This window comes from Tenacibaculum geojense (genome assembly GCF_042676005.1).
GTDB lineage: Bacteria > Bacteroidota > Bacteroidia > Flavobacteriales > Flavobacteriaceae > Polaribacter > Polaribacter geojense.
Map to the genome: position 1 here is coordinate 18,937 of NZ_JBHTJR010000023.1, position 16,032 is coordinate 34,968.

Consider the following 16,032-nt stretch of genomic DNA (forward strand, 5'->3'; position numbering starts at 1 on the left):
AGTTGATTAACCATCTAAAACACAACTACGGAGCTATTTTTGAAGATAATTTATTAGATGAAATAGCTCAAGTAGGATTGCTTAAAAATGTAAAAAAAGGGGATAAACTTATAGAAATCGGAAATTATATCCGTTCTATACCTTTGTTGCTGTCAGGTGCTATTAAAATTTTAAGAGAAGATGATGAGGGTGATGAATTATTGTTATACTATCTAGAAAAAGGAGATACGTGCTCCATGACCATGACTTGCTGCCTTGGGAATCAGCAAAGTAAAATTAGAGCTATTGCTGAGATTGATACAATGTTGATAATGATTCCTGTAGAAAAAATGGAGCAATGGTCGGCCAAATATAAAACTTGGAGAAACTTTGTTTTTGAAAGTTACAACAATAGAATTAATGAACTTTTTGAAACTATTGACAGTATTGCTTTTGATAAAATGGATGAACGTTTGGTGAGTTATTTAAAAGAAAAAACAAGAATAACAAATAGTAATACCATACATAATACACATCAAGAAATAGCATATGAAATGCATACTTCAAGAGTGGTTATTTCAAGATTATTAAAAAAACTAGAAAAATTAGGTCGCATAAAGCTTCACAGAAATTCTATTGAAACATTAAACTTATAGTTGTGTAACTAAAGTTACGAAGTAAGGCTTAGATGTTTTGTATCTTTGTAATTCTACTCAAAACAAACAATTATGTCTATATTCAAATTACTTTTTGGTGGTTTCTCTAAAAATCCACATGTAACAGTATTGTCAAGAGAAGATTATAAAGCCCAGTTATCTAAAGAAAAGGTCCAGTTAGTAGATGTAAGAACTCCTGCAGAATATAAAACTGGTCATATCAAAGGTGCTGTAAATATAGATTACTTCCAAAGTAGAAATTTTAAAGAAGCTTTTACGAATTTTAATACCGAAGAGCCTATCTACATTTATTGTAGATCAGGAAACAGAAGCAGAAAAGCTGCTAACCTACTATCTAAGTTAGGATTTACTAAAATTTATGATTTACAAGGGGGAATATTAAATTGGAAATAGAAAATGGCAAGCTTTAAAGAAATTATTGCTTCAGAAAAACCAGTTTTTATTGATTTTTATGCAGATTGGTGTGCACCTTGTCAAATGATGGGGCCAATTTTAAAAGAAGCTAAAGAAACCTTAGGTGATAGTGCAAATGTACTTAAAATTAATATTGATAAAAATCAGGCATTAGCATCAAAGTACCAAATAAGAGGCGTGCCTACCTTTATGCTTTTTCAAAAAGGAAATTTATTGTGGAGACACTCAGGGATGCTACAAAAGCAAGATATAATTAATGTAATTCATCAATATAAAAAGTAATACGTGCAGTTTTCAGAAGAGTTTTGGAATAATAAGTATAAGAAAAATAAGACAGGATGGGACTTGGGTGAAATATCAAGTCCGTTAAAGGCGTATTTCGATCAGTTAACAGATAAATCTGCATTAATTTTAATTCCGGGAGGAGGAAATTCATATGAAGCAGAATATTTGCACGAGAAAGGTTTTACTAATGTTTTTGTAGTTGATATTGCTATTGAGGCAATTATGAATATTAAAGATAGAATCCCTAGTTTTCCAGAAACTCATTTGTTGCATAACAACTTTTTTAATATCACAGGACAGTTTGATATTATTATAGAACAAACTTTTTTTTGTGCTTTAGATCCAGAGTTGCGAAAAGATTATGTGCGTCAAATGCATAAATTACTTAAACCAAGAGGTAAATTGGTTGGTTTGTATTTTGATGCCGAGTTAAACAATGATCATCCACCATTTGGAGGAAGCTTTGATGAGTATAAACAATTGTTTGAACCGGCTTTTACAATTAAAACATTAAATGATTGTTATAATTCTTCACCTGGCAGACAAGGAATGGAGCTGTTTGCAATCTATGAAAAAGCTTAAACAATAATTACTTGGTAAGAAGTTATTAAGGCTAATACTAAAAATAAACCACTTAATACATAATTAATATTTGTAGCAATAAATTGTATTCTTTTTGCAATATGATTGGCTAGAAAAACATAACTAGCAAAAATGGTAAAAGACCCTAAAGTAGCACCACTCACATATAAAATTGTGTCAGGACTTTTAAGTTGAATCCATTGTTTACTTTCAGCGAGTGTAGCCATCGCTAAATAAAAAGGTACAGCCAACATATTTAAAGCTGATAAGCTAATACCAGATATAAAACTTCCAAAACGTTGTTTTTTAGAGCTAGTTTTAAATTGCTGTTTTGCTTTTATAAAGAAGAAAAAAGCTAAGCCACTTAAAATAAAAACAGCAGCTATTTTAAGTTTTGCTATAATAGAAGGGTTATTAACTAATGGTTTTGCAAATGCAACAGCTATGTATGCCTGAATAAAAACAACTACAATAGCTCCTAAAGAGAACTCAATACCCGATTTTTTATTTTTTTCAATGCTAATTTTAGCAGCGGTCATGTTTAACATGGCAGGAGCTAATAAGCCTAAAAATGCGGCTAGAAATCCAACTGTAAAAGGAATGAAGTATTGCATATTGATTACAAATTAACTAAAAATAAATAGTTAGTGAAGTAACTAAAGTTACATAAACTAAGAGTTTGATTATTGCTTAAGACGAAACATTTATAAAATGTTTTAAAAAAATAAGTTAATTTTTAACAAAACATTAAATAGTTGCATACACAACTAAAATGTATTTGTATGTAATTTCGCATCATGAATTCTGAAGAAAATATTGATTTAGAAAACTCTATGGCTCCTTGGTTAGGTAAAACAGTTAAGATTATTGATTGTTATTTGTTAGAACAGTTTCAGTTACATAACATAGATCTTACCAAAGAGCAAATGGTGGTGTTAAAAAAGTTACATATAACAGATGGATTAAATCAAAATGAGTTAGCTTATTTAACGTACAAAGACAAATCTTCTTTAACAAGGTTGTTAACTAAAATGGAAAAGAAAAATTACATTTTTAGAACTCAAAGTAAAGAAGACAAACGAGTTAAAAATGTATATGTAACAAGTTTAGGTAGCCAAGTGTACAAGCAATCTAAACCAATTATTAAAAAAGCCATTCAAAAAATGGAACAATCAGTGTCTTCTGAAGAAAAACAACAGATAATACAAATATTACAAAAAATTCAATCAAATTTTTGTCCAAGTCAGGACAAGCAAACTAACTAAACATGAGAAAAATTATTCTTTCTGGTTTGGGTGTTTTACTTTTATTAGTAGCACTTTTTTTAGGCAAAAAAATTATAGACAGTAATAAAAAGTCTAAACCAAGCTTTTCAAAAGTTGTAAAAACAGTTTTTGTAAAGCAAGTAGAAAATAAGCAAATTCCAATTGTTTTAAAAGCAAGCGGAAACTTAGTTGCTAAAAACAAAATTGAGTTATACTCTGAAGTACAAGGTGTATTAAAACCTTTAGCAAAACCTTTTAAAGAAGGTACTAAGTTTTTAAAAGGACAAACCTTATTAAAAATTAATAGCGATGAGTTTTATGCAAGTCTTCAATCGCAAAAAAGTAATTTATTCAATTTAATTACGGCAATTATGCCAGATCTTCGATTAGATTACCCCGAAAATTTTACGAAATGGGAACAATATTTACAAAACTTTGATATTAGTAAACCAACACCAAATTTACCTGTTTTTTCTTCAGATAAAGAGAAGTACTTTATTACAGGAAGAGGTATAACGAGTGCTTATTACAATGTTAAAAATGCGGAGGTAAAACTATCAAAATATAATATTAGAGCACCCTTCAATGGTATTTTAACGGAGGCTTTGGTAACCACAGGAACATTAGTTAGACCAGGTCAAAAATTAGGAGAGTTTATCGATAATTCGGTGTTTGAAATGGAAGTATCTATTAATGCAGCCTATGCAGATTTACTTAAAATAGGAAACAAAGTAAACCTACATAATCTTGAAAACACTAAAGATTATACAGGCACAGTTATTAGAGTAAATGGAAAAGTAGACCAAGCCTCACAAACAATAAAAGCATTTATTCAAGTAGCTAATAAAGACTTAAAAGAAGGAATGTACTTAGAGGCAGATTTGGTTGCCAAAGCAGAAGAGAATGCCATTGAGATTTCTAGAAAATTACTGATAGATAATAAAGCTGTTTACACTGTTAAAAACGATAGTATTTTAACCTTAACACCAATTAACCCTGTATATTTTGGTGCGGAAAAAGTAGTTATTAAAGGTTTGGAAAATAATACCAAAGTTTTAACACAAACATTACCAGGTGCTTTTGATGGAATGATTGTTAAAACTAACAAAAGCTAGTTGGTATGAAAAAAATAATTTCTTATTTTATAAAATACCCAGTAGCGGTTAATGTAACCATATTGGCTTTTATTGTCTTTGGTTTATTGGGTGCGCTCAGCATGAAATCATCGTTTTTTCCGCTGGTAGATTCTGAGTTAATTTCAATATCCTTAATATATCCTGGAGCTTCGCCAGAGGAAATAGAAGAAGGTGTTGTGTTAAAAATTGAAGACAATTTAAAAGGAATTGTTGGAGTAGAAAGAGTAACATCAGTATCAAGAGAAAATTCAGCGAGCATTAATGTTGAGGTTGAGAAAGGAAAAATATCGATGTTGTTTTATCAGATGTAAAAAATGCTGTAGATCGTGTGCCGTCATTTCCTTCTGGTATGGAACCTCCGGTAATTGCTAAGGTAGAAAGTATCCGCTCTACCATAAGTTTTACTGTTAGTGGTGATAATATCCCTCTTCGTTCATTAAAACAATATGGTAGGCAAGTAGAAAACGATTTACGTGGTTTAGAAGGTATTTCTCAAGTATCTTTAACGGGTTTTCCTGAAGAAGAAATTGAAATAGCTGTACGTGAAAATGATTTGCGAGCTTATAATTTAACATTTACAGAAGTTGCAGAAGCAGTAAGAAACTCTAATATTTTAATAACTGGAGGTAATATTAAAACTACAGAAGAAGATTATTTAATTAGAGCGAGTAATAGGTCTTACTACGGTAATGAACTGCATAACATTATTGTAAGAACAGAAACATCTGGAAATATCATCAGGCTAAAAGATGTTGCCAATGTAAATGATGTTTGGTCAGAAACACCAGATAGGTTGTATTATAACGGTAATTTAGCAGTTAATATTACAGTAAGCAATACAAATAATGAAGATTTAATTTCATCTGCAGATAAGATTAAAGAATATATAAATAAGTTTAATCAGCAAAATCAAAATGTTCAATTAAATGTATCTAGTGATTCTTCAATTACATTAAAAGGAAGAACACAGTTACTCATAGAAAACGGTGTTGCAGGTATTTTATTAGTCCTGTTATTTTTAGCGTTATTTTTAAATGTCCGATTAGCTTTTTGGGTTGCTGCAGGCTTGCCAATAGCCTTTTTTGGAATGTTTATTTTTGCAGCTCAACTTGGAGTAACAATTAATGTACTGTCGTTATTCGGTATGATTATCGTTATTGGTATTCTAGTAGATGATGGTATTGTAATTGGTGAAAATATTTATCATCATTATTACGACAAAGGAAAGTCACCAATTAAAGCTGCTATAGATGGAACGATGGAGGTTATTCCATCAATTATTTCAGCTATTTTAACCACTATTATCGCTTTTTCAACATTCTTTTTTGTTGATGGAAGAATTGGTAGTTTTTTTAGTGAAGTTTCTACAATAGTACTTTTAACCTTATTAGTATCATTATTTGAAGCTTTAGTAGTGTTGCCAGCACACATTGCGCATTCTAAGGCTTTGTCTAGAGCAAAAGAAAACGAAGAAGTAAAAGTTAACAAGTTAGATGCTTTTTTTAATAAGGTAAATGAAAAAGCAGATGCATTTTTAAGTAGTATAAGAGATCGATATTACATTCCTTTTTTAACATTTAGTTTACGCTATAAAGTATTAGCATTTGCAATACCTATTGCAATCTTAATTTTAAGCATGTCCGCTGTTGGAGGAGGTGTAGTGAGAACTTCATTTTTTCCATCGATTGCTAGTGATAGAGTTCAGATTACACTAACAATGCCACAAGGAACTAATGAAAGAATTACAGATTCAATTATTTCATCTATAGAAGAAAAGGTTTGGGTAATTAATGATGAGTATACAGCAAAACAATCTGGAAATATTCCGGTGGTGCAAAATGTAATTAAGCGTGTAGGACCTGGAACTTCTAACGCTACCTTAACTGTAAATTTATTACCTGGTGAAGAAAGAGATTTCTCATCGCCAGAAATTACCAATTCCATTCGAGAAAAAGTTGGTAAAGTTTATGGTGTAGAGAGTTTAATTTTTGGTTCCGGAGGTAATTTTGGAGGAAGTCCAGTTGCCGTTTCTTTGTTGGGAAACAATATTCAAGAATTAAAAGCCGCTAAAGTTGCTTTAAAAACAGAGTTAGAAAATAATCCGTTACTTAAAGATGTAGCAGATAATGACCCGGCGGGTATTAAAGAGGTTAAAATTCAATTAAAAGACAATGCGTATTTGTTGGGGCTTAACTTACAATCGGTAATGGCACAAGTTAGATATGGTTTTTTTGGTTTTCAAGCACAACGTTTTCAACGTGGTCAAGATGAAATAAAAGTTTGGGTTCGTTACGACAAAAAAGATAGGTCTTCAATTAAAGACTTAGACGAAATGCGAATAGTAACACCACAAGGTGCACGAGTTCCTTTTTCTGAAATAGCTATATATGAAATTGCTAGAGGAGAAGTAGCTATTAACCATCTAAGTGGTAAACGTGAAATTCAAGTAACAGCAGACATGAAGAACATACAAGATAGTCCTACGGAGATTTTAGATGATGTAAAGGCGAGAATTATGCCAGAAATTGTATCTAAATATCCATCGGTAACTCCATTGTATGAAGGTCAAAATAGAGAAGCTAAAAAAACTACAGATTCTGTAAATGTAATTGGACCTATTATTTTAATTCTAATTTACATTACTATTGCCTTTACATTTAGATCGTACAGTCAGCCTATCTTATTAATTTTAATGATTCCTTTTAGCATGATTGGTGTTGTATGGGGGCATTATTTACACGGATTTCCTATCAATATTTTATCATGGTTAGGTATCATTGCTTTAATTGGTATTATGGTAAATGACGGATTGGTACTTATTGGTAAGTTTAATGGTTATTTAAAAGAAGGTATGCCTTTTAACAAGGCTTTAATAGAAGCTGGTCGCTCACGTTTTAGAGCCATTTTTTTAACCTCATTAACAACAGTAGCTGGTTTAGCACCCTTAATGTTAGAAACTAGTAGGCAAGCTCAATTTTTAATTCCAATGGCCATTTCTATATCATACGGTATAGCCATTGCAACGGTATTAACCTTAATAATGTTACCTATGTTGTTATCGGTTTCAAATTCGGTTAAAGTAGGAATTAAATGGTTACAAACAGGAGGAGAGATAACTCAAGAAGAAGTTGAAAGAGCAATTATAGAATCTAAAATAGAAGAAGATGAAACGCATTAATATAATTGTAAATCTGTTGATGTTGGTTGGTTCATTTACCATAAGCGCGCAATCAATTTTAACAAAAAAGGAAGCGTTAGCCATAACATTAGAGAATAATTATGGAATTAAGGTAGCTACTAATAATGCAGCTATAGCAGAAAATAATACGGATATTTTAAATAGTGGATATTTGCCCTCAGTTACAGCAACTGCAGGAGCAAATTATAGAAATGAAAATCAAACAATAACGCGTCAAGATAATACATCAACATCTATTAACAATGCGGTTACAAAATCGTATAACGCCTCATTAGGTTTAAATTATACTATTTTTGATGGTTTAGGAAGAAAATATAACTATCAACAATTAAAAGAACGTTATAATTTATCTGAACTTCAGGCTAGAGAAACTATAGAGAACGTTTATGTACAATTGTTTACTACGTATTTTCAAATAGCAAGATTGTCAGAAAATACCAAAAATTTACAAGAAGCTTTATTAATATCTAAACAACGTTTTGAGCGTGCTAAATATCAATATGAGTATGGGCAGTCTACTAAATTAGATATGTTAAATGCTCAAGTTGATGTGAATAATGATAGTATTTCTTATATTAATTCTAAACAAGATTTTATTAATGCAAAAAGAAGTTTGAATGTAATTTTAGGAGTAAATAAAGAGGTAACCTATGAAGTAGAAACAGCTGTTACTTTTAATAATTTGTTGGATTTTAATGAGTTGTAAGAAAAAGCTTCCGCAAATAATGTAGCTATTAAGCAAGGTAAAAAGAATATTGCTATTAACGAATTTAATATTAAAGTTAACAAAGCAAACTATTTACCAAGGTTAGGTTTGTCTGCTTCTTACGGATGGAGTCAAAGTGATAATCCATCTACATCTTTTTTACTAGGTTCTACAGTAGATGGTTTAAATGCAGGTGTAAACTTAACTTGGAATTTGTTTGATGGTGGAGCTAATAAAGTGAGAATTGATAACGCTAAAATTGCTGTAGAGAACCAACAAATATTATTAGAACAGCAAAAGCAAACATTAGAAAATAATCTTAAAAATGCTTGGGAGAATTATAAAAATAGGTTGTTTGTTTTGCAAGCGCAAGCGCAAAATGTGCAAACCAATGAAAATAATTTTAATAGAACTCAAGAACGATTTAAACTAGGTCAGGTAACTTCAATAGAGTTTAGACAAGCTCAAATTAATTTGATTAATGCAAAATCGGCACTCAATAATGCTAAGTTTGATGCAAAATTAATTGAATTACAATTACTACAATTAAGTGGTGAGTTATTAAACACATCTATTTAATGAACGTATTTCATATGAAAAGCCACCGTTAAGGTGGCTTTTTTGTTGGTAACAAATGTTACTGTCACAACTAAAAAGCCAAAGTAATTTTGTGTCAAATTATTAATTAACATGAACAAATTACTTTTAACAATTACAAGTGCATGTATTGGTGTTAGTTGTTTGTATGGGCAACAATCGGTGTCAATATCTAAAGCCGAAGTGTTAAGTAAGGTACAAAAAGAAAACACAGCTATAAAAATAGCAGCCTCAAATTTGTCTGTAGCGAAAGCAGATTATCATCAAACGAGGGCAATTTTTTTACCAAATATCACTGCTTCTCATACAGTAATGACAACCAATAATCCGTTAATGGCTTTTGGGATAAAATTAAACCAAGAAAAAGTTACTGCTGCAGATTTTAATCCATCATCATTAAACAACCCTAAACAGATTCAGAATTTCGCTACGAAGTTTGAAATTCAACAACCAATTTTCAATTTAGATGGTGTTTTTCAAAGAAAGGCTGCAAAAATTAAAGCGGAAGCTCAACAAATGCAGTTACAACGAACAAAAGACTACATTGCTTTTGAAGTGGAAAATAGTTATATGCAGTTACAATTAGCATATAAAGGTGTAGCGGTGATGCAAAAGGTATTGCAAACAGCAGAAGCAAATTTAGATTTAGCGAATAAAAATTTTAACCAAGGATATCTTCAAAAAGCCGATGTATTAAACGTTGAGGTAAGAGTACTTGAGGTAAAAAATCAATTACAAACAGCGTTGAGTAATGTTGAAAATGCTTCAAATTATTTGTCGTTTTTAATGCATGAAGATGCTTTTGTAGTTTATAAACCATCAGATGTTTTACAACCAATTAATTCTGTAAATAACTATCAAAAAAGTATTGAAGAAAGAGCAGATATAAAAGCGATGGAATTGTCAACTAAAGCCTATGCACATATGGTAAAAGCAGTAAATATGTCTTTTTTACCTAAACTAAATGCTTTTGGATCATATGAGCTTTATGATAATGAGATTTTTACAGGTGATGCAAGCGGATACATATTTGGAGCTCAATTACGTTGGAATTTATTTGAAGGTGCAAAACGCCTCGGGAAGAAGCAGCAAACCAAGGCAGCGTTTAAAAAAGCTACGTTAGAATTTGAACAATACACCTCTCAAAGTAAGTTAGAGCTAGAGAAAGCAAAACGAATGTTGATTGACGCTGCCAATAACTTAGAGCTTTCCAAGCTAGCTATGCAACAATCAGAAGAATCGTTACGTATACGTACTAATAGGTTTAAAGAAGGGTTAGAGAAAACAACAGATCTACTACAAGCCGAAACACAGTATGCAAGTAAAGAGTTAGCTTATTATCAGGCTATTTACCAATATAACTACGCACAACTTTATTTAAAATATTTAAGCAATTAATAAAAGTATCATGAACAAGGTTTATATATTAATTATGTTTTTACTAGCCTCATGCGCTAAAGAAACCACTTCGGACTCTAAAAATACCATTCCTCCAGTAAAAGTTACCGTAGCTAAAGCTCAAAATAACTCATCAGGTTTTATACAAGCAAGCGGAAAAGTTTATGCAGTTAATAATGCAACGTTAAGTACGCGTATGATGGGGTTTGTTAGAGAAGTTCCTGTAAAAGTAGGAGATAAGGTAGTTAAAGGTCAGCAGTTAATAAGTATACAAAGTGCAGATATTGAAGCTAAAGCCGCTCAAGTGAAAGCTGGTATTTCTGAAGCAACAGTAGCTTATAACAATGCAAAAAGAGATTATGATCGATACAGAAAATTATTTGCAGAAAAAAGTGTTTCTGTAAAAGAAATGGATGATATATCAGCAATGTTTAACATGGCTAAAGCTCGTTTAGATGCAGTAAAACAACAGCAAAAAGAAGTTAACGCACAGTTTTTATATTCTAATTTAAAAGCACCATTTTCAGGAGTAATTACCCAAATATTTATTAAAAAAGGTGATATGGCAAACCCGGGAGTACCATTAATAGCAATGGAAAATCCTGCAACATATGAAGTTAAAACAAGAGTGTCAGAATCTGCTATTAGTCAATTAACTAAAGGAAACAAAGCTACTGTTGAAATTAATGCAATTGGAGCAAAATTAAACGGGACTATTACAGAAATAAGTACTTCTACTCAATATACAGGTGGGCAATATATGGTAACGGTTTTGTTAGATGAAAATAAAGCAAAGTTGTATTCAGGAATGTTTGCGAGTGTAAATTTTAGTAGTGATAAAACAGAAGAAGTTACTAATAGTATTTTGATACCACACAAAGCAATAGTTACCAAAGGTCAACTAAAAGGCGTGTATACAGTTAGCTCGCAAGGAACAGCAATTTTACGCTGGTTACGTTTGGGAAAAACCAATGATGCTTATGTTGAAGTATTATCCGGATTAAAGGCTGATGAAACTTATATACTAACCGCTGAAAGTAAATTGTATAACGGAGTACCAGTAAGTGTGCAGTAAAAAAATGCGTTAGGGATAACAGCTAGCTACCTTGTAGCGCGAATAGCCCGACCACAAAGTGGTAACGCCCAAAATGAATATAATATGAAAGAAGGTTTAGCAGGTAAAATTGCCAAAGGTTTTATACGATCTAAACTTACTGTTTTATTGATGATTGTTTTTATGGTCATTGGTGTATATAGTTCGTTTTTAATTCCAAGAGAAGAAGAGCCGCAAATAGATGTTCCGATGGCAGATATTTTTATAGGATATCCAGGAGCAAGTCCGAAAGAAGTAGAATCTAGGGTTGTAAAGCCTCTAGAAAAAGCGATAGCGAATATTAAAGGAGTGGAATATGTTTACGCCACTGCTATGAATGAGCAAGCAATGGTGATTGTTCAGTTTTATGTAGGAGAAGATATAGAGCGTTCATTTGTAAAGTTGTACAATGAAATTTATAAGCATATGGATGCTATGCCAAAAGGTGTAACCATGCCATTGGTAAAAACTCGTGCTATAGACGATGTCCCCATGTTAGGTTTAACATTATGGAGTGAAAATTATGATGATTATCAGTTAAAACAAATTGCCCAAGAGTTAACCAATGAAATTGAACAAGTAACAGATGTTGCCGTTACTAAAACTATTGGAGGTAGAAACAGAATGTTACGTGTTGTTTTAGATAAAGATAAGCTTGCTGCATACGGATTGGATTTTTTACAAGTTGCTAACTTAATTAAAGCTAATAATCATGAGATGACAGCGGGAGCTATTATTAATAATGATACCGAATATGTTGTTAGAACAGGTAAGTTTTTACAATCGGTTGAAGATGTTGAAAATTTAATAGTAGGTACCCAACAAAAGCAACCAATTTATTTAAAACAAGTAGCCAATATAATAGATGGGCCAGAAATCCCTGCTAATTACGTATCGTTAGGATTTGGAAAAGCGAGTAAAAAACAGAAAGGTTACCCCTCAGAATATCCTGCAGTTACCATATCGGTAGCAAAAAGAAAAGGTGCAGATGCTATGCAAATAGCAGATGTAATTCTTACAAAAGTAGCGCGTTTACAGCGTTCGTTAATTCCTGATGATGTTCAGGTAGAAATTACTAGAAATTACGGAGAAACAGCGTCACAAAAGGTATCAGAACTATTAATGCATTTAATTGGGGCCATAATTGCGGTTACGTTGGTAGTAATGTTAGCTATGGGCTGGCGTGGTGGTTTGGTAGTATTTTTATCAGTGCCTATAACATTTGCACTTACGTTGCTTAGTTATTATATGTTAGATTATACGCTTAATAGAATTACACTGTTTGCCTTGGTTTTTGTAACCGGTATTGTGGTTGATGATTCTATAATTATAGCTGAAAATATGCATAGGCATTTTAAAATGAAACGCCTCCCTTTTAAAGAAGCAGCACTTTATGCTATAAATGAAGTTGGTAACCCAACTATTTTAGCAACATTCACAGTAATTGCTTCTGTATTACCTATGGCGTTTGTGTCTGGTTTAATGGGACCATACATGAGTCCAATGCCTATTGGAGCATCTATAGCCATGTTATTATCATTATTTGTTGCATTAACTATTACTCCGTATTTAGGATATCTTTTTTTAAGAGAAAAAGATAAAAGTGAGGATGGAAAAGTAAATTCTGATGAAGTAGCAGCAATGCAACATACTTTTATTTATAAAATGTATGAGAAGTTTGAAAAGCCTTTATTAGAAAATAGATCAAAAAGATGGATGTTTTTAGGCGTAACTATTTTGTTATTGCTAGGGTCTTTAAGTCTGTTTTTTACGAAGTCGGTAGCGGTTAAAATGCTTCCTTTTGATAATAAAAATGAATTTCAAGTAGTGATAGATTTGCCTGAAGGCGCAACTTTAGAAAGAACAGCAATGGTCACCAAAGAAATTGCACAATATTTAAGTACACGTCCGGAGGTTGTAAATTATCAGAGTTATGTAGGAACCTCTGCTCCGATTACTTTTAATGGTTTAGTACGTCATTATGATTTAAGAGGTGGTAGTAATATGGCAGATATTCAAGTGAATTTGGTAGACAAGCATCAAAGGTCAGAACAAAGTCATGATATTGCTAAATCTATGCGTTCAGCTATTCAAACCATTGCCCAACAATTTAATGCAAATGTTAAGTTGGTTGAGGTTCCTCCTGGTCCACCTGTGTTATCAACTATTGTAGCTGAGGTTTATGGTCCAGATTATAATACACAGGTAGCTATTGCAAACTCAGTTAAAGATATTTTACATACTACTAATGATGTAGTTGATATTGATTGGATGGTTGAAGATTCACAAACAACATATGATTTTGAAATTCATAAAGAGAAAGCGATGTTGTATGGTGTTACTCCTCAACAAATAGTGCACACAATGCATGCAGCGTTAAGTAATTCAGCAATCACTTCTTTTTATGATGAAAATGCTTATCAGCAAATAGGATTAGTACTTACGTTAGATGATCATCAAAAGTCAAGTTTACAACAAATTGCTCAATTGCATGTGATTGCTAATAATGGAAATAAAGTAACAATAGCAGATTTAGTAAGTATTAAAAAAACAACTAAGCCTATTAGTATTTATCGTAAAAATCAAAAAAGAGTGGTTTATGTAATGGCTGATATGGCTGGAGCGCTAGAGAGTCCTGCGTATGCTATTTTGGGAATGGAAGACCGTTTAAAAGAAATTTCTTTACCTGAAGGATATTCATTAGAAGAAAAATATTTAGGACAACCCTTGTATGATGATAATTATACGGTAAAATGGGATGGAGAATGGCAAATTACCTTAGAGGTTTTTAGAGATTTAGGAATAGCTTTTTTAGGAGTTATTATAATAATTTACATGTTAATAGTAGGTTGGTTTCAAAATTTTAAAGCGCCTGTAGTAATGATGGTAGCCATACCATTATCTATGGTAGGTATTGTACTTGGGCATTGGATGTTGGATGCTTATTTTACGGCTACCTCATTTATAGGAATGATTGCGTTAGCGGGAATTATGGTAAGAAACTCTGTGTTACTGATAGATTTTGTTAACCTTCGATTGGCTGAAGGAGTGCCTTTAAAACAAGCGGTTATTGAGGCTGGTGCAGTAAGAACGATGCCAATTTTATTAACAGCGGGTACAGTTGTTATTGGTGCTTTTGTAATTTTATTTGATCCTATCTTTCAAGGTTTGGCAATTTCTTTAATGGGAGGAACAATTACAGCTACAATTTTAACCTTATTGGTTGTGCCTTTAGTGTATTATTTAATAGAACGTAAAAATTATAAATCAGAATATGAAAAATAGAATAGTAAGAGCTGTAGCAGGTACTTTTGTGTTGCTTAGCTTGCTTTTAGCTATAAAAGTAGATATTAAGTGGTTGTGGTTTACAGCCTTTGTAGGAGCAAATTTACTACAATCGTCAATTACAAAATGGTGTTTGTTAGAAGATATTTTAGAAAAAGTATTTAAAATCAAAAACTAGATATTATTAAAAGAAAGAAACCGAGTAATCTACTCGGTTTTTTTCTTTTAAAATTAACTTATTGTTAATGAGTTAATAAAAACAAAAAAGCTTCACAAAAAGTGAAGCTTTAAAGGTGGTCCCACATGGGCTCGAACCATGGACCCCCTGATTATGAGTCAGGTGCTCTAACCAACTGAGCTATAGGACCAGTTAAATTTGGACTGCAAAAATAAAAACTTTTTTGAAATAAAAGCTATTTTTTACATTTTTCTGTTCATTAAATTATTTCCAAAATCTACCAAGGCTTGCTTTGCTTCATCACTTATATTAAGGTCTGTTAAAAAGTCAAAAGCCTTATTGGTGTAGCTTTCAATTAGTTCGGTTGTGATATTTGGAATATCATTCTGTTCAAAAATGCGTTTTACCTCTTCAATTTTAATTGAATTATCTTCTAATTTTTGATTAAAAAAGAATTGTAATTTTTCAGCATCTACTTTTTCTGCAATTTCTAAACATTTTAGGTATAAAAACGTCTTTTTATTTTCAATGATATCACCGCCAACTTGTTTCCCAAAGGTTTTAGGATCTCCAAAGGCGTCTAATAAATCATCTTGTAATTGAAAAGCGATACCTAAATGTAATCCGTAATTGTATAATAAATCAGCTTGGGTGTCATCCACATTGGCAACAATGGCTCCCATTTTTAATGCAGCAGCAACTAAAACAGATGTTTTTAAACGAATCATATTGATATACTCATCAATAGTAACATCATTTCTGGTTTCAAAATCAACATCTAATTGTTGGCCATCACAAACTTCTAGAGCTGTTTTACTGAATAATTGGGCTAATTTTCTAAAAATTATGGGTTCATAGTTTTCAAAATATTGGTATGCTAAAATAAGCATAGCATCTCCTGATAATATTCCGGTATTTATATCCCATTTTTGATGTACAGTTTCTTTTCCTCTTCGTAATGGTGCTTCATCCATAATATCATCATGAACTAATGTGAAATTATGAAACGTTTCAACTGCCATGGCAGCTGGTAAAGCAGTTTTGTAATTACCTGTAAATACATCGGCAGCCATAAGCGTTAATAAAGGTCTAATTCTTTTTCCGCCTAATTGTAAAATGTAATCTACAGGTTCATAAAGGTTTTTGGGTTCTCTTTTAAAATCTTGTGCTTGTAAATATGTGGTAAAAGCTGTGTAGTATTTTGTTAAGTCCAAATTGATTTAAATTTTAGGTAAAAA

13 protein-coding genes, 1 tRNA gene and 2 pseudogenes are annotated in these 16,032 nt (G+C 31.7%); 13 read left to right on the plus strand and 3 right to left on the minus strand.

What is annotated here, in order from left to right; translation table 11 throughout:
• Positions 1 to 2: 2 nt before the first annotated feature.
• The 4 genes from ACFQ1U_RS04485 (at position 3) to ACFQ1U_RS04500 (ending at position 1,937) form a co-directional block, all read left to right on the plus strand.
• A complete protein-coding gene (locus ACFQ1U_RS04485) occupies positions 3 to 635 on the plus strand; it encodes a Crp/Fnr family transcriptional regulator (protein ID WP_386105932.1) in 633 nt (210 codons plus the stop codon).
• Positions 636 to 707: 72 nt separating this feature from the next.
• A complete protein-coding gene (locus ACFQ1U_RS04490; protein WP_386105766.1) occupies positions 708 to 1,049 on the plus strand; it encodes a rhodanese-like domain-containing protein in 342 nt (113 codons plus the stop codon).
• 3 nt (positions 1,050 to 1,052) lie between these two features.
• A complete protein-coding gene (trxA, locus tag ACFQ1U_RS04495; RefSeq protein ID WP_386105768.1) occupies positions 1,053 to 1,352 on the plus strand; it encodes a thioredoxin in 300 nt (99 codons plus the stop codon).
• Positions 1,353 to 1,355: 3 nt separating this feature from the next.
• Positions 1,356 to 1,937, plus strand: a complete 582-nt coding sequence (locus tag ACFQ1U_RS04500) for a methyltransferase domain-containing protein (RefSeq protein WP_386105770.1) — start codon at positions 1,356 to 1,358, stop codon at positions 1,935 to 1,937.
• Here ACFQ1U_RS04500 and ACFQ1U_RS04505 read toward each other — a convergent pair.
• The gene (locus tag ACFQ1U_RS04505) at positions 1,934 to 2,551 is read right to left on the minus strand and encodes a hypothetical protein (protein WP_386105772.1); all 618 of its coding nucleotides are present in this window, start codon (positions 2,549 to 2,551) and stop codon (positions 1,934 to 1,936) included. The genes ACFQ1U_RS04500 and ACFQ1U_RS04505 overlap by 4 nt on opposite strands.
• Before the next feature lie 183 nt (positions 2,552 to 2,734).
• On the opposite strand from ACFQ1U_RS04505, the gene ACFQ1U_RS04510 reads away from it, so the two are divergent.
• From ACFQ1U_RS04510 to ACFQ1U_RS04550, 9 genes and pseudogenes are all read left to right on the plus strand, one after another.
• A complete protein-coding gene (locus ACFQ1U_RS04510; protein ID WP_386105774.1) occupies positions 2,735 to 3,202 on the plus strand; it encodes a MarR family transcriptional regulator in 468 nt (155 codons plus the stop codon).
• Between the two features lie 2 nt (positions 3,203 to 3,204).
• Positions 3,205 to 4,317, plus strand: a complete 1,113-nt coding sequence (locus tag ACFQ1U_RS04515; RefSeq protein ID WP_386105776.1) for an efflux RND transporter periplasmic adaptor subunit — start codon at positions 3,205 to 3,207, stop codon at positions 4,315 to 4,317.
• Between the two features lie 5 nt (positions 4,318 to 4,322).
• Positions 4,323 to 7,516 (plus strand): annotated as a pseudogene (locus ACFQ1U_RS04520) (efflux RND transporter permease subunit).
• The gene (locus ACFQ1U_RS04525) at positions 7,503 to 8,243 is read left to right on the plus strand and encodes a TolC family protein (RefSeq protein ID WP_386105778.1); all 741 of its coding nucleotides are present in this window, start codon (positions 7,503 to 7,505) and stop codon (positions 8,241 to 8,243) included. The pseudogene ACFQ1U_RS04520 and the gene ACFQ1U_RS04525 overlap by 14 nt, the downstream one beginning before the upstream one ends.
• A 15-nt stretch (positions 8,244 to 8,258) precedes the next feature.
• Positions 8,259 to 8,822 (plus strand): annotated as a pseudogene (locus ACFQ1U_RS04530) (TolC family protein); the annotation flags it as partial.
• 111 nt (positions 8,823 to 8,933) lie between these two features.
• A complete protein-coding gene (locus ACFQ1U_RS04535) occupies positions 8,934 to 10,238 on the plus strand; it encodes a TolC family protein (protein ID WP_386105780.1) in 1,305 nt (434 codons plus the stop codon).
• A 34-nt stretch (positions 10,239 to 10,272) separates the two neighbouring features.
• A complete protein-coding gene (locus tag ACFQ1U_RS04540) occupies positions 10,273 to 11,313 on the plus strand; it encodes an efflux RND transporter periplasmic adaptor subunit (protein ID WP_386105782.1) in 1,041 nt (346 codons plus the stop codon).
• Between the two features lie 84 nt (positions 11,314 to 11,397).
• The gene (locus ACFQ1U_RS04545; protein ID WP_386105784.1) at positions 11,398 to 14,616 is read left to right on the plus strand and encodes an efflux RND transporter permease subunit; all 3,219 of its coding nucleotides are present in this window, start codon (positions 11,398 to 11,400) and stop codon (positions 14,614 to 14,616) included.
• Positions 14,606 to 14,794, plus strand: a complete 189-nt coding sequence (locus ACFQ1U_RS04550) for a YgaP family membrane protein (RefSeq protein WP_386105786.1) — start codon at positions 14,606 to 14,608, stop codon at positions 14,792 to 14,794. The genes ACFQ1U_RS04545 and ACFQ1U_RS04550 overlap by 11 nt, the downstream gene beginning before the upstream one ends.
• A 116-nt stretch (positions 14,795 to 14,910) precedes the next feature.
• On the opposite strand, the gene ACFQ1U_RS04555 is transcribed toward ACFQ1U_RS04550, so the two are convergent.
• A tRNA-Ile gene (locus ACFQ1U_RS04555) sits at positions 14,911 to 14,984 on the minus strand.
• Positions 14,985 to 15,036: 52 nt separating this feature from the next.
• Complete coding sequence (locus ACFQ1U_RS04560) at positions 15,037 to 16,008, minus strand: polyprenyl synthetase family protein (protein WP_386105788.1); 972 nt, start codon at positions 16,006 to 16,008, stop codon at positions 15,037 to 15,039.
• Positions 16,009 to 16,032 lie beyond the last annotated feature (24 nt).

Excerpts from the sequence above, each read along its gene's own strand:
- ACFQ1U_RS04550 (WP_386105786.1), top strand. The coding sequence starts at position 14,606 with ATGAAAAATAGAATAGTAAGAGCTGTAGCAGGTACTTTTGTGTTGCTT.
- ACFQ1U_RS04515 (WP_386105776.1), top strand. The coding sequence starts at position 3,205 with ATGAGAAAAATTATTCTTTCTGGTTTGGGTGTTTTACTTTTATTAGTA.
- ACFQ1U_RS04505 (WP_386105772.1), bottom strand. The coding sequence starts at position 2,551 with ATGCAATACTTCATTCCTTTTACAGTTGGATTTCTAGCCGCATTTTTA.
- ACFQ1U_RS04545 (WP_386105784.1), top strand. The coding sequence starts at position 11,398 with ATGAAAGAAGGTTTAGCAGGTAAAATTGCCAAAGGTTTTATACGATCT.
- ACFQ1U_RS04525 (WP_386105778.1), top strand. The coding sequence starts at position 7,503 with ATGAAACGCATTAATATAATTGTAAATCTGTTGATGTTGGTTGGTTCA.
- ACFQ1U_RS04540 (WP_386105782.1), top strand. The coding sequence starts at position 10,273 with ATGTTTTTACTAGCCTCATGCGCTAAAGAAACCACTTCGGACTCTAAA.
- ACFQ1U_RS04490 (WP_386105766.1), top strand. The coding sequence starts at position 708 with ATGTCTATATTCAAATTACTTTTTGGTGGTTTCTCTAAAAATCCACAT.
- trxA (WP_386105768.1), top strand. The coding sequence starts at position 1,053 with ATGGCAAGCTTTAAAGAAATTATTGCTTCAGAAAAACCAGTTTTTATT.
- ACFQ1U_RS04535 (WP_386105780.1), top strand. The coding sequence starts at position 8,934 with ATGAACAAATTACTTTTAACAATTACAAGTGCATGTATTGGTGTTAGT.
- ACFQ1U_RS04510 (WP_386105774.1), top strand. The coding sequence starts at position 2,735 with ATGAATTCTGAAGAAAATATTGATTTAGAAAACTCTATGGCTCCTTGG.